Source organism: Flavobacterium phycosphaerae (assembly GCF_010119235.1).
Lineage (GTDB): Bacteria > Bacteroidota > Bacteroidia > Flavobacteriales > Flavobacteriaceae > Flavobacterium > Flavobacterium phycosphaerae.
Genome location: NZ_JAAATZ010000001.1, coordinates 1,571,005 through 1,597,688 on the forward strand (window position 1 = coordinate 1,571,005; position 26,684 = coordinate 1,597,688).

Sequence of the window (26,684 nt, forward strand, 5' to 3'; positions counted from 1 at the left end):
ACGGACATTCTTATAGTTTTACTCCGTCATAAACCTCAAATCAGAATCATTATGAAAACTATTTTTACCTACACCTTATTACTTTTAGTTTCGGTTTCGGCCTTAGCTGAAATATCAAACACCGAAAAAAATGCTCTGGTAAAGTTATACAAAGCTACCAAAGGATCGCAGTGGACCAACAAATGGGATTTAAAAGCACCGGTTACTAGTTGGTACGGTGTTGGCATCCAAGATGACAAAGTGGTGTCCATTAAATTGATTAATAACAACCTTGTCGGACAATTGCCTGCTGAATTGGGTGACTTGACATCGTTAAAAGTATTAAATCTTTTCAGAAATAGCATTACGGGTTCTTTACCGGCCACGATTGGTAATTTGAAAAACCTTACCACTTTAAACATAGCGTTTAATCAAGTGTCAGGTGCTCTGCCGGAAACATTGGGTAATGCCACACAATTAAAATCAATTGAAATGCACATGAACAGACTAACAGGCGTACTACCGGTTAGCATCGGAAACTTAGCCAGTCTGGAAGTGCTTTCATTATTTAATAACGAAATTGAAGGATCAATCCCAACTTCATACTACCAATTAAAATCATTAAAAGAGTTGTTGTTAAACAGTAACAAGCTTACCGGTAAATTGGATAAAGAAGTGGCTAATTTATCTTCATTGGAAACCTTGAGTTTGTTTGAGAATAAAATGGAAGGTACAGTGCCATTCGATTTAGAAAAATTACACAACCTAAAAGAAATGAACATTTCATATAATATGTTCAACGGATTTGTTTCAAAAAACTTGTCCAAGTTGGATACCCTAAATATGACTATGGTTAATGAGCAAGGAGTTGCTACTACATTAAAAGTAAATATAGATAAAAACTCAGCTTTTGCTGCAGACGAATAATATATGTTTATTAATTTTGTTGGGTTAAAAAAAGGCTTGAGATATTCTCAAGCCTTTTTTCTTTTATTATGTTTTAGTATTATTCAGCCGCCACTAACTTAGAAGTACTTCGGTAAATAAACTCATTATAAATATGTCTTCGGGCAAAACGACTTGGTGATTCGGCATTTACCATTTTAATATAAATGGGTCTTAGTACACCAAAGTATTCAAAAGAATTACCATCCAAAAACGTGATATACAATACACTGTTTTCATAATAAAAATCAGCTATGTTGGTACTGGTTGTAATTCTTGTGTATTCCGCTTTGTCTTTTTCTATGGTTTCCGGAGCAATGCTTACCAAGAAATGGTAGGCCGCAATAATCTCTTTACTTCTTTCTTCCGCCAAATGACGCTCTACATCATCCGCAATGGTATCCGGATGGATGTCTTTCATGCTGTTGCGGTAAATGGTTTTCAGCTCTTTTAAAGTGGCCGTCTTAGTAACGCCGAGTAACGCTCTGTACTCGACAATTTTTTTCATGTTCATAAAAATACTTTTGCTAAAAAAGAAAGCCACTCTTTTCAGAATGGCTTCGCTTAGTAGCGGGAACAGGACTCGAACCTGTGACCTTCGGGTTATGAGCCCGACGAGCTGCCTACTGCTCTATCCCGCGATGTTTCGAGTGCAAATATACAACGATAATCAATAAATGCAACAAAAAACGTAAAAAATCTTTTTTCTTCTATTGGACTGATATGACTACCTTTGCAAAAATTAAATCAGATTACATGTCACACAAAGCAGGTTTTGTAAATATTATTGGTAATCCAAACGTCGGGAAATCGACTTTGATGAATGCATTTGTTGGAGAAAGATTATCAATCATTACATCCAAAGCACAAACTACCCGTCATCGAATTTTAGGAATAGTGAACGGCGAGGATTTTCAGGTGATTCTTTCGGATACACCTGGAATTATCAAACCGGCCTATGAAATGCAAAAATCGATGATGGACTTTGTCAAGTCGGCTTTTGAAGATGCAGATGTGTTGATATATATGGTCGAAATAGGAGAGAAGGAATTAAAAGATGAAGCCTTTTTCAATAAAATCATTCATTCTAAAATCCCTGTGCTGCTGCTGTTGAATAAAATCGATAAGTCTGACCAAGAACAATTAGAAGAACAAATAGCTTTGTGGAAAGACAAAGTACCGAATGCTGAGATTTATCCGATTTCAGCTTTAGAGAATTTCAATGTAAAAGAAGTTTTTGCAAGGGTTTTGGAATTGCTTCCGGCCTCGCCACCATATTATCCAAAAGATGCTTTGACCGATAAACCGGAACGTTTCTTTGTAAACGAAACCATCCGCGAAAAAATCTTATTGAACTACGACAAAGAAATTCCGTATGCGGTTGAAATAGAAACCGAAGAATTCTTGGAAGACGAAAAGATTATCAGAATACGTTCGGTAATCATGGTAGAACGCGATACCCAGAAAGGCATCATCATTGGTCACAAAGGAGCAGCGTTAAAGAAAGTCGGAATGCAATCGCGGGAAGAATTAGAGAAATTTTTTGGCAAACAAATTCACATCGAATTGTATGTAAAAGTTAACAAAGATTGGAGAAGTAACGCCTATCAGTTAAGAAGATTTGGATACAATCAAAAATAATTATTTCATTATTTTATAAAATTCCCTTTCCAATTCCTCCATTTGACCATAACCATTGGCTCGGGTTTGTCTGCCAATAAAATACAACAGCCCCCAACTGATAACCATTAGCAGAATTACCATAAGATCACCTTTTAAGGATTGGTGCAACATCCAATTGGAATAAGCAAACATTAAAAACACCAACAATATTCCGGCAATAATAAAGTGTAGAAAAACGAAGAAAGTCCACAAAGTCTGCGCCGGTCCGAATAATCCCCTGATATGTGTAACGGTCTTGTTATTGATTTCTTTTTCCTCAAACTCAATTGACAAATGGGGTGACCAATATTTTTGTTTTTCACCCTGGATACTAAACTGTATATGATTAGGTCTTATTTTTATTAAAAATCCGGGAGGAACATGCTTGGCATAATCCACAAATTTTTGTCTGACCAAATCAATATTTTCCTCAATGTCCATATAAAATCGAGGTCTCAGTCGTATCTCATTGTGTGTCTCCATAATAGAAGAATGGGTTGGAATTATACACTAAAATAATAAAATAATTGAATTTGTGCTCTTTAATACTACCTTTGCACCATATTTAAAATGATTATGAACAATATTGTAGCCATAGTAGGAAGACCCAACGTAGGGAAATCTACTTTTTTTAACCGTTTAATCCAAAGAAGAGAAGCCATAGTCGACTCGGTAAGTGGTGTTACGCGTGACAGAAATTATGGAAAAAGTGAGTGGAACGGAAAAGAGTTTTCCGTAATTGATACAGGAGGTTACATCAAAGGTTCGGATGATATATTTGAAGCGGAAATCCGTCGTCAGGTAGAATTGGCGATAGACGAAGCCGATGCCATTATTTTTGTGGTAGATGTGGAAGAAGGCATTACGCCAATGGATGCTGAAGTGGCCAAACTTCTAAGAAAAGTGACTAAGCCGATACTTTTAGCCGTAAACAAAGTAGATAATGCGATGCGTGAAAAAGACGCGGTCGAATTTTATAATTTAGGATTAGGTGAATATTTCACCATTGCCAGCATCAGCGGAAGCGGAACAGGAGATTTATTAGATAAATTGGTTGAAGTGTTGCCCGAATTGCCGGAAACAACGGAAGAAGAAGTTTTGCCTAGATTTTGCGTAGTAGGAAGGCCCAATGCCGGAAAATCTTCGTTTATCAATGCTTTAATTGGAGAAGATCGTTTTGTTGTGACCGACATAGCCGGTACTACAAGAGATTCTATCGATACTCGCTACAACCGTTTTGGGTTTGAATTCAACTTGGTAGATACTGCCGGAATCCGTAGAAAAGCTAAAGTTAAAGAAGATTTAGAATTCTATTCTGTTATGCGTTCCGTGCGAGCTATTGAACATTCAGATGTTTGTATCCTTTTAATTGATGCTACTCGCGGTTTTGAAGGACAGGATCAGAGTATTTTTTGGCTGGCTGAAAAGAACCGTAAAGGCGTAATCATCTTAGTGAACAAATGGGATTTGGTCGAAAAAGATACCATGTCCACCCGAGATTACGAAGCCAAAATCCGTGAAGAGTTGCAACCGTTTACCGATGTGCCGATTATCTTTACTTCTGCCTTAACCAAACAACGTTTGCTGAAAGCCTTAGAAGAAACCGTAAAAGTTTTCGAAAACAGAAAACAACGTATCCCAACTTCAAAATTCAATGACTATATGTTGAAATTGATTGAAGCCTATCCACCACCGGCACTGAAAGGAAAGTACGTGAAAATCAAATACTGTATGCAGTTGCCAACACCAACACCACAGTTTGTGTTTTTTGCCAATTTGCCACAATATGTTAAGGAACCGTACAAACGTTTCTTAGAAAATAAAATCCGTGAACACTGGGATTTTTCAGGAGTTCCGATTGATATTTACATCAGAGAGAAGTAATCAAAATGTTAAATTAAGTAAGAAAATTTTAGCATTACATACTAAAATCAGAAATTAGCCGTTATTATTTTTTTTAACCAAATAGTAACTGCTAATTTTTTTATGCCAAAATCATTCTACCTATTCCTCACTCTTTTTGTTACTTCAATTTCCTTGGCTCAAAATACCATCACGCTCAAAGGGAAAGTAATTGATGGAACAACTAAACTGCCCATTGAATCGGCAACGGTTTACCTCACTTCAGTCAGAGATTCTTCAGTAGTTGATTATACGATTACTAACAAGTTGGGCGCCTTTACCTTCAAAATTAAAAAACTGGAAAAAGAGGTTTTTCTTAAAGTTTCTTTTATCAGTTATCAGGATTTTAAAGAAGATATTTCCTCATTAACTTCGGATAAAGATTTTGGCACTATCGAAATGAAAGAAGCAGTCAATGCTTTAAACGAAGTAGTAATAAAATCTGAAATCCCTCCGATTAGAATTAAAAAAGATACTTTAGAATTTAATGCTTCCTCGTTCAAAGTAGGCGCCGATGCCAATGTAGAAGCTCTGTTAAAACAATTGCCCGGTGTTGAAATTTCCCCCGAAGGTAAGATTACCGTTAACGGAAAAGAAGTTAGCAATATTTTGGTAAATGGTAAGCCCTTTTTTGGCAAAGACGGTAAAATTGCTACTCAAAATCTTCCTGCCGAAATCATCGATAAGGTACAGGTAACTGATACTAAAACCAAAGCCGAAGCGCTAACCGGAGAAGCATCAAGCTCAGAAGATAAAACCATCAATCTCACCATTCAGGAAGATAAAAACAAAGGGTTCTTTGGCAAAGTGGTTGCCGGCCGAGGCTCTGATAAACGGTATGAATCGAGCTTGCTGCTCAATTATTTCAAAGGAGAACGCAAAGTCAGTGTTTTGGCATCAGCCAATAATATCAATTCTATTGGGTTTTCAATGGATGAGATTTTTGATAACATGGGCGGTGGTCGCAACAGCTCTGTTTATTATAATGATGATGGAAGTTTTGGGGTTAATAATATGCGCTTTGGTGGCGGAGAAGGGATTACAAAATCCAATTTGATCGGCATCAATTATCAGGATAAATGGTTTAAAAAAGTTGATCAAAGTGGTAGTTACTATTTTTCAAATGCGGTTAACGAGAATACCAATCGAACCAACCGTATCAACTTATTGCCCACAGGAAGTACCTTTACCAATTCAGATTCGTTTACGAAAAGAGACAGTAACGGACATACGATGAATCTGGATTTTGAAGTCAAAATTGATTCAACTTCCTCCGTATACGTTAGTCCTAAGTTTTCCAGAAGTCTTGCTAAAAGCAGATACCATAAAACACAAATCACTACTAACGAAGCGGCAGCCGAATTGAACAGTAGTTCAAATGACGACTATAGCGAAAACGAAAACCGCAATTTTGAGTTAGAAGCCAGTTACACTAAGAAATTCAATAAAAAAAACCGGGCGATAGTTGTCAACCTTAATACAGAAATCAACAGAATAGACAATTTCACCAATACTAACTCGGCTACGCTTTTTGCCGATTCGACTCCGGATGATATTCGTAAGCAAAACCGCTTTCGAAAAGATAAAATAGATGATGTAAGTCTTGAGGTTCGCTACGGAGAACCATTAACTGATTCCTTGCGTTTGAGTCTGACTTCAGAAGTTTCGGCAAAGAGAGATAGGAATAATGTCAATACATTCGATTTTGATTCAGGAAGCAATGATTATACCAATTTTAATGCGCAGCAATCCAGTTCAACAGAAGGAAAGGTGAACAGCTATTTTCCATCTACCGGTATTATTCTTAGTAAAGCAAAGACTAACGGGCGCATTAATTTCGGACCTGAATTTGTCAATTTTGAAGCGCAATCCAATTATACCGGTATTAACACCATCCGAAATCGAAACTATGTGTTTCCGAGGGTGAAAGGGTATATCAGTCATACTATCGGAAAATCAAAATCAATTTACGCCAATTACGAATATAAAATGGAAGTTCCCGAAGCCAATCAGGTTTTACCATTTGAAAATCTGGCCAATCCGTTAAATACTATTATTGGAAATGAAAATTTGAAACCTTTGCAACGCCACATTGTGTATTTCAATTTTAATAATTATGATTATTCAAGCCGGTCAGGCTATTACCTGTATTCTGGGTTTTATTGGACAAAAAATGCGGTGGTGTCTTCCACAGTGTTTGATGCGAATTTTAAATCGGTTACCACCTACGAAAACGTTGACAAAGGGATTATGGGTTATATGGGCGCCAACTGGAGCAAATCATTTAAGAAAGAAAAACGTACGTTGCGTTTTGGTTCAGGCATCAACTTTAATTATAATTTAGATCAAGGTTTGACCAATGCTGTTTTGTATGAATCACGAAACTTGGAAATCAGCCCCAAACTAAGTCTGAGTTGGAGTATTGATAAGCTCATTACCATTGCGCCAAGCTACACTTATGTTTACACTACTACCGATTATAAAAATTATATTATAGACAATGCCAATACGTTTAAACATAACGGTAAAATTGAAATTACCTCATATTTTCCCAAGAATTTTGTAATTGGAAGTGATTTCAGATATACCTATAATTCAGGTATAGCCGAAGGGTTTAAAAAGGATTTTTATCTGTGGAATGTGAGCTTGGGATACAATTTTTTCAAGGATCAGTTGTTGGCCAAAGTCAAAGTGTATGACATGCTCAATCAAAATCAAAACACTACACGAAATGTTACGTCTACCGCGATTATTGATTCCGAAAACACGGTGTTGAAACGCTATGTAATGTTTTCGCTAACGTATAAATTGGAAAAATTTGCTGGAAAAAAGAAAGAAGAAGGCGGTATTTTTATAGAGGATTAATAAAAAATCCCGGTCAATTTGATCGGGATTTTTTATGTAGTGATTGTTATTAATTAAAAACGTTTTTCAACAAGCGAGGAGTAAACTTGCATTGCAGGTAAAACCAAGTGGGTACACGAGCTGCTTCTCCCGATTTTTTGATGGTGGTCATTGTCTCCGTTGGTAAGGCAAAACAAAAGCCGCCTTCCAAATTGAAATAACTGTTCGGTTTGTAGGTTAGCAATAAATCATGCTCGTACCCCATGTATTTTGTCAATTGGTTTTCATTGGTATCCACGAAATTACGCTGTGTAAAAAATAAGTGATTATAAGAGCCAATTTCTAATTTTGAAGTTATGTTTTTGATAATAAACAAATAAGGATTTACCAAACCGGCGTTATTCAAATCACCAGGAAATTTGGTGAACAAATCCATAAAGCCATTGAAACGGTGAGCTACTCCATAAAGAGGTACAAAGTTGTGGTCCTTCTCTCCAATGGTTCCTTTATCGCCACTAAAAATTTCAGCACCTAATCGAAACATGAAATTATCAGGCTGCGAGTATTTTACTTCCGGTTGAAGATACCATGCCTCAATGGTTTTTCCGGTGGCATTTCTGCCCGATTGTATATAGCCACTAGCGGTTACATACCAATTCTTTTTGGTGTATTCTAATCGGCCACCATAGGTAAATCGCCAGAATATTTTTTCAGTGTTTGCGGTGTCCTGATAGCCATCACTTACCACAATGCTGGTCGCTGTAATAGTTGGGGTAAGATCGTATTTGATGTAATTTACACCAAGTGCCTTGTAGTTTGTCCATGATGATGGGGACGCATTTGCCGGAGTAATACTTGGTTCTGAAGGCGTAAAATCGGTCCCAAAAACTCTCTCGTTCGCTTGATTAAAGGCACTGGCCAATTCAACGGAAAGTTTATTGTTATGATATTTGAAAGTTATCGCATCGTGCGCTCTGGCGTTTACTTGCCATTCATTTTCAGCAAATAAACGTTGGTTGTCATAAATAATGCGTTGACGACCTATTCGAATTGAAAATGAAGAGGATAAAAAAGGTTCTACATAGCCTTCAAATAATTGAACGGTTCCGTTTAAACCCCTCGGGTCATGCATTCCCCAGACTCTGACATCCTGAAAAGAGACCACGGAATTGAATAGGTTATTATGCTGATAATTTAAACTTAGGCGGGTTCTCTGATTGACAAATAAGGCTGCTGCTGAATTTTCACTCGGAATTGAGGCATAACCGTTTCTGACTTCAAACCGGTTTTTCAACATCAAGTCTATGGTCAGTGATTTGTCTTTTGGTTTTTCTTGTTGTTTGATGGCATAATCAGCTCTAATGGAATCAGCATCGGCTTGTTTTACTACTCCTTTCTGGATTAATAAATTTAAAATGTCATCACTCGATTGGGCTGAGGCGAGGCTAAAGGCAAAAAAGGAAGTAATAATAAAGAGTATTTTTTTTGAATTCATAGGTATTTGGTCAGAATAGTTTGTTTTACTTCAGATCAAATGTATATAAATTCTATAAAATAAGTAGAATTTAAACAAAAACTATTTTTTTAATAAAGAGGCAATGGAAATAGCTTCCATTGCCTTTAAAGTTTCATTTCTGACTATGACCAATCCGTGTCGTAACTGGCAGCTGACTTCTGTCTTACAATCCGAACAAGGCTCATAAAAATTAGGAGAAGCACAGGGCAGTAATGCAATGGCTCCGTCAAACATGCGGTGAATTTCGGCTAAAGTGATGTCGTTTTTAGATTTTAAAAGATAGTAGCCGCCAAATTTTCCTTGTTTGCTACTAACTATGTGTTTTCGTTTCAAATCAAGCAGAATTTGTTCCAAAAACTTCTTTGGAATATTAGCGCCTTCTGCAATTTCAACCGTTCTGGAAATGGTATTTTCTTCCTGTTCGGCTAAATAGAGTAGAGCCTTGAGAGCATATTTTGCTTTTTGTGATAACATCTTTTATAGTACTTATTTTACCAACCACCGCTGGCACCACCACCGGAGAATCCGCCACCGCCAAAGCCACCGCCAAAGCCACCACCACCGGATGAGCCACCGCCAAAACCGCCTGATGAGCCAAAGCCACCACCACGGCCTAGGCTGCTTAACAGAATAATATCGGCTAAGTCAAGACCGCCACTTCGTCCGCCTGAATTGTTGCCGCCTCCGTTATTTTTATTTTTAGCAATGATAATAATGATGACGATAAAAATGACAATAAGGGGAATGATAGGAAAACTATCTTTTTTCTTGGTTTGTTTTCTTTCGCCTTTGTATTTTCCTTTGACTACTTCAATAATAGTATCGACACCTTTGTCTAAACCATTATAATAGCTGCCGGCTTTGAATTCGGGTACAATTACATTTCGAATAATTTCACCACAAATCCCAGCTACGAGTCGGTCTTCTAAACCATAACCCGGGCGGATGCTGATTTTTCGGTCATTTTTAGAGACTAAAATAAAAACACCGTTGTCTTCTTTGGCTTGACCCACACCCATTTTTGGGCCCAATTGGTTGAAACCACATCAATACTTTCGCCTTTTAAATCAACTATAGTAGCAATTACAATTTGAGTGGAAGTCGAATCGGAATAGCGTATCAGTTTTTCTTCCAGTTGTGTTTTTTCTTCCGGTTTTAACAGATTGGCGTAATCGTAAACAGCAGTTTGAAAATCCGGTTTTTCAGGAATTGTAAATTGTGCAAAGCTGATGTGCGACACTAAAAGGCAAACGAAAAGCGTCAGTATTTTGGGTATAGTAAATAACTGTTTCATTATCCTTTTGATATTTCGTTGGAAAGTTCGTTGGTGTCATCACTTTGATAAGGGAAATGGGTTTTTAACTGTTCACCGGCTTTTAAAATGCCATCAATTAAACCATGTTTGAAATTTCCGTTTTTGAAATGGGATACCATGATGTCTTTAGTAGTATCCCAAAAATCAGTCGGTACTTTTTGATCAATCCCTTCATCACCACAAATGGCAAATTGTTTGCTTTTAACAGCAAGGTAAATCAATACGCCATTGCGCTCCTGCGTTTGCTGCATTTGGAGTTGATTAAAAACCTCCACAGCTCTTTCAATAGGAGCCATGGAAGTTTCTTTTTCTATATGTACTCTGATTTCTCCGGAAGTATTTTTCTCGGCCATACCAATGGCAGCCACAATTTCCTGCTCTTCTGCCGTAGTCAAAAAATCTTCTACTTTAGACATGGTAGTCAATTAGAATTTTACTTCTACCGGTTTCTCTGCTCCTTCCACTGATTGGAAATAAGCTTTCTCTTTGAAACCAAACATGCCCGCAAATAAGTTGTTTGGGAATGTTTTGATGTGTGTGTTGTATGGTTTAACTGCTTCGTTAAAACGAGTTCTGGCGGTTAAAATTTGGTTTTCAGTGCTAGCCAATTCGTCTTGTAATTTCAAGAAGTTTTGATTGGCTTTCAATTCAGGATAACGCTCTACTGAAACCAATAATCTTGATAATGACGATGAAACTCCGGATTGTGCGGAATTAAAAGCAGCCAGTTGTTCCGGAGTAATGTTAGTTGGGTCAACGGTTACTGAGGTGGCTTTGGCACGAGCTTCAATTACGGCTGTTAAAGTGCTTTTTTCAAAGTCTGCTGCTCCTTTTACAGTGTTCACTAAATTACCGATTAAATCGTTTCTTCTTTGGTAAGACGTTTGCACATCTCCCCAAGATTGTTCTACTGTTTGGCCTAATTCTACAGCCGTATTATTAATTCCTTTCACCCAGCTGTAAATTCCAAAAATCACAACTACGGCAATAATCCAAGGTAAAAATTTTTTAAAGTTCATTTTGTTTTAATTTAAGATTTGTTATTTGTTTTTGAATTGTTTTGAATGTTACAAAAAATCAAACTAAAGTTGATTCTTGATTTGCATTAATTGCATTTTTACGCCTTCCAGTTTGCTGATGATTTCAAACTTGTCAAGGGTTTTCTTTTGGCCTTCTTTCAAATGAATTCGGGCGCCATCTAAAGTAAAGCCGCGCTCTTTTACCAAATGATAAATAAGTTGCAGGTTTTTTACATCTTCGGGAGTGAACATTCGGTTGCCTTTGGCGTTTTTCTTGGGTTTTAGAATGTCAAATTCTTTGTCCCAAAAACGAATTAATGAAGCGTTTACACCAAAAGCTTTGGCGACCTCCCCAATACTGTAATATCTTTTTCCTTCTTTTAACTCTACCTGCATAGTGTTTGCGTTTTATGGTAAATCAACCGACGATTAATCCAGCGATTGATTTTCCTGATTAGCTACTTTAGATATGGCTGTATATTCAGCAGCCGATATGTTGCCGTAATAAAAATTCAACGGGTTTACTACTTTCCCGTCTTTATGTACTTCGTAATGCAAATGGGGGGCTTCACTTCTTCCGGTGCTGCCTACATAACCAATAACATCACCGCGTTTTACTCTTTGTCCGGCGCGGCATTTGTATTTGCTCAAATGACCGTATAAAGTCAGATACCCATAACCATGACTGATTTCAATGTGGTTACCGTAACCCGATTTCGAGTTGTCTGCACTTTTTACGATACCATCACCGGTAGCAAAAATGGGTGTTCCGGTTGAGGCTGTGAAATCCATGCCTTCGTGCATTTTACGAACCTTGGTAAAAGGGTCACTTCTATAACCAAACCCCGAAGCAATTCTTTTTAACTGCTCGTTTTTTACCGGTTGAATCGCCGGAATCGCAGCCAATAATTTGTTTTTTTCTTTAGCCAGTTTCAAAATTTCATCCAACGATTTAGACTGAATAGCTAATTCTTTCGAAATGACATCAACGCGTTTGGAAGTATTGACCACTAACTCCGAATTGTCAAAACCCTCCAGTTCTTTGTATCGATTCACTCCCCCAAAACCAGCTTTTCTTTGCTCAGTTGGAATAGGAGAGGTGTTGAAATAAGCTCGGTAAATGTTGTTGTCCCGGTCTTCTACATCCGCCAAAACTTCGTCAATCTGATCCATCTTTTTATTCAAAAGGGCGTATTTCAATTTCATGGTTTCAATTTCACGAGCCTGTAAACGATCTTTCGGAGTTTCTAAAAAGGATGAATTCAGTAAAACCACAAAACACAAAAAGCCAAATAAAGCAGAAGCTACTATAAACAATGCGGCATACCCCAATTTTTTTGATAGTTTTGGTTTAATTTTCCGGTAAGCCAAACTTTCGGGGTCGAAATAATACTTTACTTTCTTCGCCATTTTTTATTTTATACTATTTTTGTGCTGGTTTTTAACAAACAATGGTTATACGAACAAATTTAACAAATGTTTCATTCCGAATCTAATTTTATTTTTGGAGCGAAATGTTCGGGCGGTTTCAGTAGACCATTTTCCTGCTCTCCGCTATACAAGGTGTCGCTGCGATCAGGGCTAGTTAGTAAACCATTTTTTAAAATCTAAGCAGTCTTAAGTGCTTACAATCTAACAATCTAAAATGAAATCACAAGACATTCGTAAAGCATATCTCAATTTCTTTGAAAGCAAAGGACACTTAATTGTTCCTTCGGCTCCCATCGTTTTAAAAGACGACCCAACCCTAATGTTCAACAACTCGGGTATGGCGCAATTCAAAGAATACTTTTTAGGCAATGGCACTCCCAAAAGCAAACGAATAGCTGATACGCAAAAATGTCTTCGAGTGTCAGGAAAACACAACGATTTAGAAGATGTAGGTTTTGATACTTACCACCACACCATGTTTGAAATGCTGGGTAACTGGTCGTTTGGTGATTATTTCAAGAAAGAAGCGCTGGCTTGGGCTTGGGAATTTTTGACCGAAGTATTAAAGTTAGACAAAGACCGTTTGTATGTTTCTGTTTTCGAAGGCAACCCCGATGAGAATGTTCCGTTTGATCAGGAAGCTTGGGATATTTGGAAACAATATGTTCCCGAAGACCGAATTATCTTGGGGAACAAAAAAGATAACTTCTGGGAAATGGGCGATCAAGGTCCTTGTGGTCCGTGTTCCGAAATCCATATCGATTTAAGAACTGATGCTGAAAGAGCAGCTGTTTCAGGAAGAAGCTTAGTGAATGCCGACCATCCGCAAGTAGTGGAAATTTGGAACAACGTATTCATGGAATTCAACCGTAAAGCCGATGGTTCTTTAGAAAAATTACCGGCCCAACACGTAGATACCGGAATGGGATTTGAGCGTTTGTGTATGGCCATGCAAAACGTAACCTCTAATTACGATACCGATGTGTTTACGCCACTGATTGCCAAAATTGAGCAAATCACAGGATTAAAATACACTTCTAACGAAGAAAAAAATATATCAGAAGAACAAAACAAAACCAACATTGCCATTCGCGTAATTGTGGATCACGTTCGAGCGGTAGCCTTTGCTATTGCTGACGGGCAGTTGCCTTCCAATACCGGAGCCGGTTATGTTATTCGTAGAATTTTGCGTCGTGCGATTCGTTATGGTTTTACTTTTTTGAATACCAAAGAGCCTTTCATTAACAAGTTGGTGGAAGTTTTAGCTAATCAAATGGGCGAATTCTTCCCCGAAATCAAATCGCAACAGCAGTTGGTTACTAATGTAATCCGTGAGGAAGAAGCTTCTTTCTTGAGAACCTTAGACCAAGGATTGCAATTGCTGGAAAATGTAGTGGCTCAAACCAAAGGCAATGAAGTTTCCGGTGCCAAAGCATTCGAATTGTACGATACTTACGGTTTCCCGAAAGATTTGACAGCTCTGATTTTAAAAGAAAAAGGCATGTCGTTCAACGAAAGCGAATTTGATGCTTCTATGCAAGAACAAAAGAATCGTTCTCGGGCTGCTTCTGAAGTTTCTACGGAAGATTGGTCAGTACTGATTCCGGGCAATGTAGAAACTTTTGTGGGCTATGATCAAACTGAAAACGAAGTAAAAATTACTCGTATCCGTAAAGTAGATAGTAAAAAAGACGGTGTTTTATACCAAATCGTTTTAAATAACACCCCTTTCTATCCGGAAGGAGGAGGACAAGTGGGCGATAAAGGAACATTAGTATCGGCCAATGAAATCATTGACATCATCGACACTAAAAAAGAAAACAACTTGATTTTGCATTTTGCCAAACAATTGCCGGAAAATGTAAATGCTACATTCGTTGCCAAAGTGAATACCGATTTGAGAACCTCTACATCTAAAAACCACTCCGCAACGCACTTGATGCATTTGGCCTTGAGAAACATTTTAGGAACGCACGTGGAGCAAAAAGGATCGTTAGTAAATCCAAACTATTTACGTTTTGACTTTTCTCATTTTGCCAAAGTGACTGAGGAAGAAATTCAGCAAGTGGAAGCTTTTGTAAATGCCAGAATCGAAGAGCAATTGCAATTAGTTGAATACAGAAATATCCCGATTCAGCAAGCTATGGAGCAAGGCGCTATGGCATTATTTGGTGAAAAATATGGTGATACAGTTCGTATGATTGAGTTTGGCGACAGCAAGGAACTTTGCGGTGGAATTCATGTGAAAAATACGGGTGAGATTTGGCATTTCAAAATCATCTCGGAAGGAGCGGTTGCGGCAGGAATCCGTCGTATAGAAGCGATTACCGGTGATGCTGTGAAAGCATACTTTACGCAACATGAAACCATTTTATCGGAAATCAAAGAAACCCTGAAAAACCCTCAGGATGCTTTGAAAGCAGTAGTGTCGTTACAGGATGATAATGCTAAGTTGAGAAAACAAATTGAGCAATTGCTAAAAGAAAAAGCTAAAGGACTTAAAGGAGAATTGGCAGCTCAACTACAAGAAATCAATGAGGTAAAATTCTTAGCGACTCAAGTTGATTTGAATCCGGAAGGTGCTAAAGACTTGGCGTATGAACTGGGAACCTTAGGCACTAATTTATTTCTTCTTTTGGCCACCGCCGAAGACGATAAACCTATGTTGACCTGCTATATTTCAAAAGAATTGGTTGAAAACAAAGGCTTAAATGCCGGACAAGTAGTTCGCGAATTGGGCAAATACATTCAAGGTGGCGGAGGCGGACAACCGTATTTTGCTACAGCTGGTGGAAAGCATGTAGCCGGAATCAAAGAGGCCCTTGAAAAAGCACTAGATTTCGTTAAATAATATTTAGTAAACTGTAATATAAAAAACCCTTTCAAGCATTAATTGAAAGGGTTTTGTTGTAGTATATACGTTCGTAAAGTGCTATAGAACAGAAATATTTGCCGTATATCGAAATACTTTTTTGTTTCTGTAGTGGTTCTATACATTTGGATTGTATTAGAGAAATCCCAAATTTATCTGTGCCACAAATAGACCTACTATGAGAAATGCTATAAAATTACTTTGTATTGTTGCTATCGTAAGCTTAACTTTTGCTTCTTGTTCAACCGATAGTGATGGTAATCAATCAAAATTACTTAAAAGACTAGTGGAGGTTTCCAATGATGGTTCTTCTACGGAAACGGTATTTACTTATGACGGAAACAAAATCATAAGCAGTAACAGTGATGCCAAAACAACCGAGTTTACTTATACCAATAATTTGATTACAACGATTGTTGAGGTTGACAATGCTACACTAGTTCAAAACAAATTAGACTATACGTACGATAATAATCAATTGGTAAAAGTGGTTTCTTCAACCAATTATGAAATGCATTACAGTCACAATGCTAACGGTACGGTGACTTATGAAAAAACTACCAAAGATTCAGCTAACAATGAAGTAAAACTTTATCACGGCGTTTTATATTTTCAAAACGGAAATCTTACAAAAGACGAAAGAACGTTTGATGATACTGCAGCTAACGTAAATTCGACACAAAAAGTAACGTATCAATATGATTCAAAAAGCAATCCGTTAGTTAACATCTTGGGATTTAATAAATTGTTAGATCAGTCTGCTACAATGTCAGCCAACAATATTGCTGCTATTAACAAAGCTTCAACGGTTATTTATACAGATACCGATCAAATTATTTCATCCAATGATCTTTACGAAAGTGCTTTTAAATACGATGCGGACAACTATCCTTCAGAAATAGTTTCAGAAAAACCGCTTTTTGGCACTGAAAATTCAAATCATTTAAAAACACAGTTTTTTTATAATTAATTTCAGTTAGCTTTGTAGTAAAGTATCTGAATTAGTATGCAGTTTTCTACCAAAGTTCCTATTTCTAAAAGCCATCATCCTATTGATTATCAATCAAGATTAGTGTCTTTAGGTTCTTGCTTTGCCGAAAATATCGGAGCCAAATTCCACCACTTTAAATTTCAAAATTCGGTTAATCCTTTTGGTATTATCTTCAATCCGGTTTCTATCGAAAAACTGCTGTCCCGGGATGTTAACCAACAGCCATTCACTAACGAGGATGTTTTTTTTCACAACGATTTGTGGCATTGCTACGAAGTTCATTCAGCATTAAGTCACCCGGATAAAGAAGTTTTTTTAAAAAATTTGAATCAAAAAGTTTCTGATTTTCAGCTTCAAATTTCCAAAGCAACTCATTGTCTAATTACCTATGGCACCTCGTGGGTTTATAAACTAAAAACATCCAACGAAGTTGTGGCTAATTGTCATAAAGTGGCGCAGAACCAATTCGATAAAGAAATCCTTTCAGTAACCACTATTGAAAATTCGATACAAAATACTGTAGGTTTAATTCAAAAAATAAACCCAGACTGTCAAATCATTTTTACTGTTTCACCGGTGCGTCATCTCAAAGACGGTTTTGTCGAAAACCAACGCAGTAAAGCCCACTTGATTACGGCAATTCAACAAATCCTAAATCCTAACTCCTCATTCCTGAATTATTTTCCCAGCTACGAAATTCTAATGGACGAACTTCGGGATTACCGTTTTTATACCGAAGACATGTTGCATCCTAATCCAACTGCTATTGATTACATATGGGAGCGCTTCGCCTCAACTCATATCGCTGATACTTGTATTCCGGTTATGGCTGAAGTGGACACTATTCAAAAAGCTTTAGCACATCGTCCTTTCAATCCCAATACCGAAAGCCATCAAAAGTTTTTGACTAATCTTAACCAAAAGATTATCAAGCTTCAAGAGCAGTTTCCACAGCTTCAATTTTAACAATATACGTCATTTGCCGTATTTCTTACTGTAGGTTTTAAATATAGGTTTGCTAAGTAATTAACAACCTGTATCATGAAAATTTTAAAAACCATTGTAGTAATCACTTTTCTGGTGATGTGCGCTACTCCAGCCTTAGCTCAAAGGCCGGTACTTACGGATGAAGAAGAAGTTTCAAACACCGTAATCAAAGAAATCGATGAGGTATTTCATGCCGAAGATTTTACCAAAAGGAAAAACAAAAAATTTCCCGATGTCAAAGGCACCATGGTCATTGACATTGGCATAGTACAAAACGGAAAGGTCTCTTCTTTCTTTAAAGTTGACAGCGACATCAAGAACATTGACTTCATCAATTTCATGTCGGATTACATTCTGCAACACAAATTTCAATTCAAATTACAAAAACAACAACGGTATAAAATACGCTATACCGCTACTTTTTAACAACCTAACAATAAAAACAATAAGAACATGAAAAAAAGTACTTTAGTAATGATGACACTGGTTTTAGCGGTCACATTACCGGCAAATGCCCAATTTGGGAAACTATTAGGCAAAGGCAAATCAGCCGGAAAAAAATCAGGAAGTTTTGCTACCGTTTGGGAATCTGAGTTTGATAACAAAGCAACTCGTTTGGCTTTGTGTGATGGCGATGGTCAATACATAATCGGAACCGATGACAATTCGGCTTCAGTGATTGATGCCAACGGTAAAGCCATTTGGAACGGTGATTATAAAAAATTAACGACCAACAAAACCAACAATTCAGAATACCAATACACCATTTGGAAAGAAAAAGGCGGTTATTTATTTCTGTTTGACAAAAGAAGTTTAGGAACCGATAGAGTTGCAGTACTTGATTTAGCTACCGGTAAAGAATTATGGAACTCCGAATTGTACCAGGATTTAATTCCGAAAGGCGGTACTAAAACGGAAGAAGGAACCGATCAAGGCGAATTAGAAACAGTAAAATACATTGATGAATTAGACTCGTTTTTAATCTCACAAAGAAATTCTGTGATTTTGGTAAAAGCCAATACCGGAGAGAAAATTTGGGAAACCAACCGTTTCAAAGGTGGCGTGGGTAAATATGTATACGATGCCAAACGCAATGAAATCATCATGGTCAATTTCAAACCAACGGCTCTGGGCGCTTTGTTCTCCGGATTTAAAAACCAATTGGTAAGAATCAATGCGGCTAACGGAGATGTGCTTTGGGACGCTACTTTCCTTGGTACTATTGAGAAAGAGTTGGTAACCCGTCGTGCCATTATTGATTTATGGATAAAAGGCGATAAAATATTCATGTACTTAGACGGTATGAATGTTTACGACTACAACACGGGTCAAAAAATTTGGAATGTGAACTACGAAAACGATATGGCCGGTGCCAATGGCGGTTTGTTCAGTGGAGGAAAACGTTCTAAAATTTACAGAACTATTGCCGATCCTTTGTTTACTAATGATGCTGTTTACATTGTAATCTTGGGAACAAGAGACAGAACCAAATATGTAGAGAAACATGACTTAAATTCCGGAAAACTAATTTGGGCTTCAGAAAAAATAACAGGCGCATTTTGTATGCCAAATATCTACTTGGCCGGTGATAAAGTTTTGGTGCAAGTTGGAGGTAAAGTGCAAGTGCAAGAGTATAGATTAGAAGAAACTTCCAGCGGACTATCAGCAGGATTAGCACTTGGTGGTTTTGGCGGCGGTACTGCTAAACAATGGGTGCCTTACATCTACTGGGATTACAAAGCTCAAAAGAACTCTGTATTGTGTTTAGATGATAAAACCGGAACTACCGCTTGGCGTTCAGAGAAGTTTGATAAAAGAATTACGGATTTGATTTTAGATGATAACAAAACGGTTTTCGTTGGGGATGGCGACGAATTTTACAGCTATGATATTGCCAGCGGAAAACAATTGTACGATGTAAAACACAACGATGCCAGAGTAGGTAAAGCTACTGATGTTATTGATTTTGATGATAAAGTGGTAGTGCTTTCCGAAAAAGGATTAGCGGCCTACAACAAAAAAGACGGTTCCCGCGCTTATGCTTCTGAGAAAATAAAAGGAGTTGATTATTTCTACCACATCGGGGATAATTATTTCTTAAGAGATCAAAGAAACAGCAAAAACATCATCTATGGTATTGATATGACTAACGGAGAAACTAAAGGATCTGTACAGTCAAAAGGAAAAGGTGGTAGCCCAAAATACGGTGCCGGTATTGATATCACTTCAGATGGAGAATACATTTTTGCGTTCAAAGGCAAAAAAGTAGAAAAGATTAAAGTGAATAACTAAATAATTGTGGATTTTTTGGATTGGGGCTATGAATTGTATTTGTAGCCCTTTTTTAATCAGTATAATTATGAAAAAAATACTATTTCTTAGTTCCTTGCTTTTAGTTCTTTTCTCTTTGAATGCTCAGCAAGTACAATGGGCCAGTAAAGCCATTAAATTTTCTTCTGATTTGGGTGGAAAACAAAACGGTGTTAAAAGAATTTTAGGAAGACCCGATGCTTTTCCGCAAGGCGGTCTAAGTCCCAATGCCTGGATGCCGAAAGATGCTCTGAAAGGCTATGAATGGGTAGAAGTGGGTTTTGAGAATCCACAAACGGTAAAACAAGTTGCTGTTTTTGAAAACTTGAATGCAGGCTGTGTAGTCAGAATAGCTGTAGATAACGGTTCCGGAAAATACCAAACCGTTTGGTCACGTAAAGTTAATTACAAAACGCCCACATTTAAAGCCGCTATTCCGGCGGACAGAAAATATTATTTCAAACGCAAAAGAAGAAAAATACAAGAAGCTCCCGAAGTACTCAATCCCGGTATTGAAAATGCAATATTGGAGGAAGCTGTTTCAGGCGTTGTGGCGGTTCGGGTTGAATTTAATTTTGCGCTCCTGCCGGGCCAAAAGCAAATAGACGCTATAGGTATTTCTGATTCCGAAATTCCATTGGAGGCCAAAATCAATACAATACCGGCTTTTGAAACGTTAGCCTCAGCCGAAGTAGTTTCAGTCGGTAATTTAATTCCGTCCTGCGTTGTGGTTTCACCCAATGGACAAAAACTCTTTTTCACCGATGAAACAAATGACAAAGAAATTATCTATTCCTGTAGCAAACAAAATGGGCAATGGTCCGCTCCGGTAGCAGAAAGCGATTTATTGAATACCAATAACAGCTATAATTTTTTAGCAGCCTGCCAAACGGATTTTTTCTTAAAAAGCGGTAAAAGTTTTGCCAAAGGAACCGGAGAAACCGGCTATGAATTTTTGGATAAAAACTACCAACCCATAGGCTTGCTGAAAATTGCTGCCTATGCCAATTACGATGAAACCTCTTCTGTTTCTATGACAGCAGATGCCAAAACCCTTGTGATGGGAATTGAAACGGATATGACTCAAGGCGGACACGATTTGTATTTTGCGACAAAAAAGGAAGACGGAACTTATACATATTTGCAAAATCTGGGAAAACAAGTTAATTCAGCCGGAGAAGAAGCTTCGCCTTGTTTACTGTCCGACCAACGCACTTTGCTTTTTAGTAGTGACGGATTCAGTTCTATAGGGGATAATGATATTTATGTTTCTTACCGCTTGGATGATACCTGGAAAAAATGGTCAGCACCAATAAATCTCGGGAGTAAAGTGAATTCTAATGATTACGATGGCAATCCATTTTATGATGAAAAAGCCGAAGTGCTCTATTTTACTTCATTAATAGAAGGGAAACAAGTAATTAAGGCCATTGCTATTTCAAAAGAAAAGCTTCTCTACAAGCAATAACGGTTAAATACGACATGTGCCGTATTGATTACAAGAAGTTTAAGAGACAAATTTGTCCCATAACTTAAACTTAAATAATTATGAAAACAAGTAAACAATTTGGATTAGCCCTTTTACTTTCTTTAACCGCTTTAGTGACATCATGCTCCAGCAGCGATAGTTCAGGAGGTGGGGGTTTTAGTGGTCCGGCTACAGGAACTTTTGTAAAAGCCAAAGTAGATGGGTCAGCCGTTTTAGCCGAAGGTCAATTTGCCAACGGAGGATACAATAGCGGTAATTTAGTTTTACAAGGGTTCTCCTTAGAAGGGAAATCGGTTAACATTCAAATTTATGCCCTTGACGGAACATTGGACGTGGGAACTTATGATTTGAGCGAAGCCAATTCAGAAGATGTTGTAGTAGGAGGCTTGTCGCTCATTGATGTTAATACCAGTACAATGTCCTCTACTACTTATAGTTCCAATTTTTGTTCCTCTTCAACCGGTTCGGTGCAAATTACTTTTGTAGATGATACCAAAATCGAAGGAACCTTTAGTTTTAACGGAAAAGAGGTTAAAGAAAATGACGACTGTTCCGGAGGCACCAAAAGTGTTACCGAAGGATCATTTCGCTTAGAATTATAATCTAACCTTGTTTAACTTTTATCACTAAACAAAATGAAAACAATAAAAAAATAGGAGTAGTTTTATTTGTTATGGCAACTATGGTAATGGTGTCATCGTGTAGCAGTGACAGTAGCAGTAGTTCCAGTTCATCGGCAGGAGTAACCTTTAAAGTTGACGGAACCGCAACAACTGCAGAAACTGTACAGGCAACACTTTATACCAATGTTGTAGCCGGAGGAAGATATATTGACATTTACGGATTTCAAGGAGAGGACCAAATCTTAGAGTTCCACTTTCCGGCTAAAATCGGGAATTTTGCCGCGCAACAATCGTTTGATATGACTACTTCTTGGCTGACTTATTTAACGAATGATGGGGCTAATTTTCCGGGAGATTATTTTAATTCCACTTCAGGAACTATTAATGTTACGACTTGCGATACGATTAATAATAAAATAGTAGCCACCTTTAATTTTGTCGGAAACAATTCAACTGTAAATAAAACGATTACTGAAGGTAGTCTGAATATCAGCGGAATTACGCACCAATAAAAATTTATTTCTAATTGATTGTTTTGAACTTTTTTTAATGATTTATATAATTACTCTTTTAGCCATTTTCTTCTTGGTATTGATAGTCTATCTGTTAGATAAAATTCAAACAGACCGATTGAAATATCAGGCGAAGCTTCAAGTTTTGGAAGAGTTTATTGTGCATATCAGTAAAGAACATCGGGTTCAAAACAATCAATTACAAGTTACCGAAGAATTAAAACAAAAAATGAAAGTGATTAATACCACACTCAATAAAGAACTATTTGATTTGAATTACCAATTGTTTGAAGAGTTAGCCTCAAGAAAATAAAAGAGCAATGTTGAAAATTTTAACATTTATGCTATATTTATACTATAAAATCTTCAAATGAACAGAATTTTACTTTGTGGCTATTTCTTGTTTTGTTGTATTTCATTTACCAAAGCACAAGAAATAAAAAAAATACTAATCAAGGCCTATACTTCACAGGATTCTTCTGATTACTATTTTAAAATAGCCAAAAAGAACATTAAATCCACCGCCGATGAAGCCGAATATTATTTCTGCAAAAATGCCCGTTGCGGAGATTACAGTCAGCCCGATAGTGCTATTTATTATGGAGAAAAAGCCATCGGAATGTTCCAAAAAACAGAAGGCAAAGATGCCTTACTGACGCTCTATAATAACATGTCCAAAGTGTATCGTAAAAATGGCCAATACGATAAAGCTATCAGCTATTCTCTTGATGGATTAAAATTAGCCGAAGCCAACAAAAAAGACAATTGGATTGCTTTCTTTAATACCAATTTATCACTCACCTATCACGATTTTGAGAGCTATAAGAAAGGCGTTTATTATGGTAAGAAGGCATTGAATATTTGGTTAGCAAATAAAAAAACCAGCCCTCAATATATCAGCAATACACTCAATGCCATAGCTATAAATTATGATGACTGGAAAAAACCGGACAGCGCTTTGTATTATCACAAAAAAGTTTTTAAATACATCAAAGGCAAAGATACACTCAATATTTCGGATACTTACAACAATATTGGGAACACTTTATTAAAACAAAAAAAATACAAAGAAGCTCAAAAATGGATTGCCACTTCGCTTAAAATATGTGATGTCAATTTTGTTAATGGTAACGAAACCAAAGATTTTAATTATTACTACGAAAGAGCTACGTGCTACACTAATTTGGCTACCATTGCTTACCAATTGGATGACTTTACCAAGGCAGAGAAACTATTTAAAACGGCTTATGAATATGCCAAAAAAAGCAACAGTGCCGAAAAATTACGAGATTATTATTTTCAGAAAGCCGAATTTGAAAAGAAACGCAATAATTTAGAAAAAACGGTTGAAGAACAGGAAAATTATATCAAGCTCAGAGACTCTGTTTTTGATGTAGAACGCGAACAACGCTTCTCCGAACTCGAAGCCAAATACCAAAACGAAAAGAAAGAAAAACTACTCCTGAAATCAAAAACAAAAATTCTGGAGAAGGAAAACGAAATCCGCAAGAAAAATATTCAGTTCATTATTCTGACCGGCATAATCTTGGGTATTCTGATTGTGTCCTATTTGGTTTATTACCGCCAAAAACTCAAAAACAAACAGCAGCAACAGGAATTTGAACTCAAATCGGCGATTACCAAAATCGAAACGCAAAATAAATTGCAGGAACAACGATTGCAAATTTCAAGAGATTTACACGATAATATCGGCTCGCAATTGACGTTCATTATATCCTCTGTTGATAACATCAAATATGCTTTTGATTTGCAAAATGCCAAGCTCGATACCAAATTGAGTACCATCAGTACCTTTGCCAAATCCACGATTATAGAGCTTCGAGACACTATTTGGGCAATGAACAAAAGCGAAATTTCGTTTGAAGATTTACAAACCCGAATTCATAATTTTATCGATAAAGCAAAAGAAGCCAAAGAAGAAATTCAGTTTCGTTTTGAAATTGATCCCGATTTGAAAAATATAACCTTCACTTCCCTGGAAGGCATGAATATTTACCGTACAATTCAGGAAGGAATCAACAACAGTATAAAATATGCCGAAGCTTCTCAAATCCTAATTAAAATTGTTCCGGATGCCCATGCGATTAAGATTCTCGTTGAAGATAACGGCAAAGGATTTAATATAGAAAACATTGAATTGGGTAACGGAATCGCCAATATGAAAAAAAGAATTGCTGATGTTGGCGGCACTTTCGAAATACATGCTGCAATGGATGCCGGTACCAGTATTGCCATTACATTACCTAATCGAAAGGGATAAAGTTTGGGAAGTAGAAAAGAATTAAATACGGCATCTGTCGTATTTTTTTTTTGAGTGTAAGACATCACATTTGTAAAAGCAATCCATGATCGATTTTAAAATTTAAAAACAGGTTGTTTTTATTGTTGTCCTTTTCAAACTTTGATTTCGTCAAGCAAAATCAATTTGTTTGGAAAGGACTTTTTTTCATCTGAATTACTTAAATTTATTAAATAATTTGGTTTTAAGTGCATTTTAATAAAGCAAAAATAACTTTCGTTTTCCTCTTTCTGCTCCTGACGGGGCTTTCAGTCTGTGCTCAAAAAAGATAACTCGAGACCAAATTGATTCTATCAACAACATGCAGTACGATGTTAAAATTGCTAACACCACCCAATCCGTTAACTGGTTTACACAAAATTTAATCAATGCTCAAAAACTAAAATACCATCAAGGCATTGCCGACTCTTACGCTAACTTAGGTTTGGTTTATTACTTTCAAGGGAAGTATGATAAGAATACAAATTGCATGCTCCATGCGATTCGTTGGTACGACAAGTTGAAGCTAACAAAAAAATTAGCGGGAGCTTATGCGGAATATGGCTATCAGCTCAAAAAACGCGACATGAAAATGGCGTTGTATAATATGCAAAAAGGCATGAAAATGGCTGAAGCCAATGGTGATGAAGGCGCGCTGATGGCTATTTATGACAACTATGGTGTTTTGAAAGAAATGAAAGATGAACTGGATAGCGCCTTGTTTTTCTACCAAAGAGCTATGGTTTTAAAAGAAAAAAGGAAGGATGAAATCGGCATTCCGTATAGTGCTAACAAAATTGCTTTTGTAAAGTTAATGCAAAAGAAACCGGAAGACGCCAAGCGGCTTTTTGATTATGCCTACCAAATTCGGCTCAAGATAAATGACATTTTCGGTATTGCTGAAAACCTAAATTTTTATGGCTATTATTTCAAAGAAATAGGAAAAGATAAAGAAGCCATTGTTTATTTTAAAAAAGCCATACTGTGGAGCCAAAAAAATCATTATCCATCCTTGTTAGAAGATAATTATAGAGGATTGTCTGAAGTTTATGAAAACAATAACGACTTTAAAAATGCTTTAGTCAATTACAAAAATCATGTACTGAGCAAAGACAGCATCATGAATACCGATATCAGAACCAAACAAGCCGAGTTAGATACACAATACCAAACCGAACAAAAAGAAAAGGAAATCCTGCTGCAAAGGGCCCAAATTGCGGAAAAAAACATCTGGATTTTGGGGGCTTTCTCTTTAGCACTTTTTGCGATTTTGATAGGCTTTATCTTTTTCAATCGTCAAAAGCTAAAAACGATTCAATTGCAAAAAGACAACGAATTAAAAGATGCGTTGCTGAAAATTGAAACCCAAACTAAATTACAGGAACAACGACTCCGAATCTCCAGAGATTTGCACGACAATATCGGGGCACAACTCACGTTTATCATTTCTTCTTTAGATAATTTGAAATATGGTTTCCATATAACCGATGAAAGGTTGGAAGAAAAATTATCCTCAATCAGCGGATTTACTAAGGAAACCATTTATGAATTGCGCGATACCATTTGGGCGATGAACAAAGATGAAATCACTTTTGAAGACCTAAAATCCCGTATTTCTAATTTTATCGGAAAAGCCAAATTGGCTTCCCAAGACATCGAATTTGAATTTAACTGTGACGACCAACTCAAAGCCAATGTCTTCAGTTCGGTAGAAGGAATGAACGTATACAGAATCATACAAGAAGCCATAAATAATAGCCTGAAACACGCTCGTGCCAGCAAGATAACGGTAACGATTTTTAAAGAAAAAGATACTTTCCAAATCACGATTAATGACAACGGAAAAGGATTTGATGAAGCTGAAATATTATCCGGTAACGGAATGAACAATTTAAAAAAACGCGCTAAAGAATTAAACGGAGAAATTACCATAACGTCACAAGAACAATCTGGAACTACAGTTATTTTGTGTTTTAAAAAGCCATAAA

23 protein-coding genes, 1 tRNA gene and 1 pseudogene are annotated in these 26,684 nt (G+C 36.9%); 15 read left to right on the forward strand and 10 right to left on the reverse strand.

What is annotated here, in order from left to right; genetic code table 11:
- Window positions 1–51: 51 nt before the first annotated feature.
- Window positions 52–906 carry a leucine-rich repeat domain-containing protein gene (locus tag GUU89_RS07010; RefSeq protein ID WP_162127250.1) on the forward strand — a complete coding sequence of 285 codons (855 nt, stop codon included), beginning with the start codon at window positions 52–54 and terminating at the stop codon, window positions 904–906.
- A 79-nt stretch (window positions 907–985) separates the two neighbouring features.
- Here the strand turns inward: GUU89_RS07010 and GUU89_RS07015 are convergent, their stop codons facing one another.
- On the reverse strand, window positions 986–1,432 hold the full coding sequence (locus tag GUU89_RS07015) for a KTSC domain-containing protein (RefSeq protein ID WP_162127251.1): 447 nt from the start codon (window positions 1,430–1,432) through the stop codon (window positions 986–988).
- 60 nt (window positions 1,433–1,492) lie between these two features.
- Window positions 1,493–1,565, reverse strand: a tRNA-Met gene (locus GUU89_RS07020).
- A gap of 115 nt (window positions 1,566–1,680) precedes the next feature.
- Between GUU89_RS07020 and era the strand changes: the two genes are divergently transcribed.
- Complete coding sequence (gene era, locus GUU89_RS07025) at window positions 1,681–2,565, forward strand: GTPase Era (protein WP_162127252.1); 885 nt, start codon at window positions 1,681–1,683, stop codon at window positions 2,563–2,565.
- Here the strand turns inward: era and GUU89_RS07030 are convergent, their stop codons facing one another.
- Entirely contained in the window at window positions 2,566–3,069 is a 504-nt protein-coding gene (locus GUU89_RS07030) for a hypothetical protein (protein WP_162127253.1), read from the reverse strand.
- A 93-nt stretch (window positions 3,070–3,162) separates the two neighbouring features.
- Here GUU89_RS07030 and der point away from each other — a divergent pair, with 93 nt between their 5' ends.
- Together der and GUU89_RS07040 are read left to right on the forward strand one after the other, a co-directional pair.
- Window positions 3,163–4,470, forward strand: a complete 1,308-nt coding sequence (gene der, locus GUU89_RS07035) for a ribosome biogenesis GTPase Der (protein WP_162127254.1) — start codon at window positions 3,163–3,165, stop codon at window positions 4,468–4,470.
- A 102-nt stretch (window positions 4,471–4,572) separates the two neighbouring features.
- Window positions 4,573–7,353, forward strand: coding sequence for an outer membrane beta-barrel protein (locus GUU89_RS07040; RefSeq protein ID WP_162127255.1), 2,781 nt, complete (start codon window positions 4,573–4,575; stop codon window positions 7,351–7,353).
- A 49-nt stretch (window positions 7,354–7,402) separates the two neighbouring features.
- Here GUU89_RS07040 and GUU89_RS07045 read toward each other — a convergent pair whose 3' ends face one another.
- The 7 genes and pseudogenes from GUU89_RS07045 to GUU89_RS07080 all read right to left on the reverse strand — a co-directional run bounded on the left by GUU89_RS07045 (window position 7,403) and on the right by GUU89_RS07080 (window position 12,592).
- Window positions 7,403–8,827, reverse strand: a complete 1,425-nt coding sequence (locus tag GUU89_RS07045; RefSeq protein ID WP_162127256.1) for an alginate export family protein — start codon at window positions 8,825–8,827, stop codon at window positions 7,403–7,405.
- An 81-nt stretch (window positions 8,828–8,908) separates the two neighbouring features.
- The gene (locus tag GUU89_RS07050) at window positions 8,909–9,322 is read right to left on the reverse strand and encodes an RrF2 family transcriptional regulator (protein WP_162127257.1); all 414 of its coding nucleotides are present in this window, start codon (window positions 9,320–9,322) and stop codon (window positions 8,909–8,911) included.
- Between the two features lie 17 nt (window positions 9,323–9,339).
- Window positions 9,340–10,010: pseudogene (locus GUU89_RS07055) on the reverse strand (TPM domain-containing protein).
- 131 nt (window positions 10,011–10,141) lie between these two features.
- Entirely contained in the window at window positions 10,142–10,579 is a 438-nt protein-coding gene (locus GUU89_RS07065) for a TPM domain-containing protein (RefSeq protein ID WP_162127260.1), read from the reverse strand.
- A gap of 9 nt (window positions 10,580–10,588) precedes the next feature.
- Window positions 10,589–11,182 carry a LemA family protein gene (locus tag GUU89_RS07070; RefSeq protein ID WP_162127261.1) on the reverse strand — a complete coding sequence of 198 codons (594 nt, stop codon included), beginning with the start codon at window positions 11,180–11,182 and terminating at the stop codon, window positions 10,589–10,591.
- Between the two features lie 63 nt (window positions 11,183–11,245).
- Window positions 11,246–11,578, reverse strand: a complete 333-nt coding sequence (locus GUU89_RS07075; protein WP_162127262.1) for a MerR family transcriptional regulator — start codon at window positions 11,576–11,578, stop codon at window positions 11,246–11,248.
- 33 nt (window positions 11,579–11,611) lie between these two features.
- A complete protein-coding gene (locus tag GUU89_RS07080; protein WP_162127263.1) occupies window positions 11,612–12,592 on the reverse strand; it encodes a peptidoglycan DD-metalloendopeptidase family protein in 981 nt (326 codons plus the stop codon).
- A gap of 235 nt (window positions 12,593–12,827) precedes the next feature.
- Between GUU89_RS07080 and alaS the strand changes: the two genes are divergently transcribed.
- The 11 genes from alaS (at window position 12,828) to GUU89_RS07135 (ending at window position 26,683) form a co-directional block, all read left to right on the forward strand.
- Entirely contained in the window at window positions 12,828–15,464 is a 2,637-nt protein-coding gene (gene alaS, locus GUU89_RS07085) for an alanine--tRNA ligase (protein ID WP_162127264.1), read from the forward strand.
- Window positions 15,465–15,663: 199 nt separating this feature from the next.
- Window positions 15,664–16,455, forward strand: coding sequence for a hypothetical protein (locus GUU89_RS07090; RefSeq protein WP_162127265.1), 792 nt, complete (start codon window positions 15,664–15,666; stop codon window positions 16,453–16,455).
- A 36-nt stretch (window positions 16,456–16,491) separates the two neighbouring features.
- Window positions 16,492–17,442, forward strand: coding sequence for a GSCFA domain-containing protein (locus GUU89_RS07095; protein WP_162127266.1), 951 nt, complete (start codon window positions 16,492–16,494; stop codon window positions 17,440–17,442).
- A 75-nt stretch (window positions 17,443–17,517) separates the two neighbouring features.
- Window positions 17,518–17,889, forward strand: coding sequence for a hypothetical protein (locus tag GUU89_RS07100; RefSeq protein WP_162127267.1), 372 nt, complete (start codon window positions 17,518–17,520; stop codon window positions 17,887–17,889).
- A 27-nt stretch (window positions 17,890–17,916) separates the two neighbouring features.
- Window positions 17,917–19,755 carry an outer membrane protein assembly factor BamB family protein gene (locus GUU89_RS07105; protein WP_162127268.1) on the forward strand — a complete coding sequence of 613 codons (1,839 nt, stop codon included), beginning with the start codon at window positions 17,917–17,919 and terminating at the stop codon, window positions 19,753–19,755.
- Between the two features lie 67 nt (window positions 19,756–19,822).
- A complete protein-coding gene (locus GUU89_RS07110) occupies window positions 19,823–21,241 on the forward strand; it encodes a hypothetical protein (RefSeq protein ID WP_162127269.1) in 1,419 nt (472 codons plus the stop codon).
- 80 nt (window positions 21,242–21,321) lie between these two features.
- Window positions 21,322–21,864: a DUF6252 family protein gene (locus GUU89_RS07115; protein ID WP_162127270.1), complete on the forward strand. Its 543-nt coding sequence runs from the start codon at window positions 21,322–21,324 to the stop codon at window positions 21,862–21,864.
- Window positions 21,865–21,935: 71 nt separating this feature from the next.
- On the forward strand, window positions 21,936–22,397 hold the full coding sequence (locus tag GUU89_RS07120; protein WP_162127271.1) for a hypothetical protein: 462 nt from the start codon (window positions 21,936–21,938) through the stop codon (window positions 22,395–22,397).
- 37 nt (window positions 22,398–22,434) lie between these two features.
- On the forward strand, window positions 22,435–22,710 hold the full coding sequence (locus tag GUU89_RS07125; RefSeq protein WP_162127272.1) for a hypothetical protein: 276 nt from the start codon (window positions 22,435–22,437) through the stop codon (window positions 22,708–22,710).
- A gap of 57 nt (window positions 22,711–22,767) precedes the next feature.
- Window positions 22,768–24,678, forward strand: a complete 1,911-nt coding sequence (locus GUU89_RS07130; protein ID WP_162127273.1) for a tetratricopeptide repeat-containing sensor histidine kinase — start codon at window positions 22,768–22,770, stop codon at window positions 24,676–24,678.
- Window positions 24,679–25,018: 340 nt separating this feature from the next.
- Window positions 25,019–26,683, forward strand: a complete 1,665-nt coding sequence (locus GUU89_RS07135; protein WP_162127274.1) for a tetratricopeptide repeat-containing sensor histidine kinase — start codon at window positions 25,019–25,021, stop codon at window positions 26,681–26,683.
- The last annotated feature ends 1 nt before the right edge of the window (window position 26,684 follow it).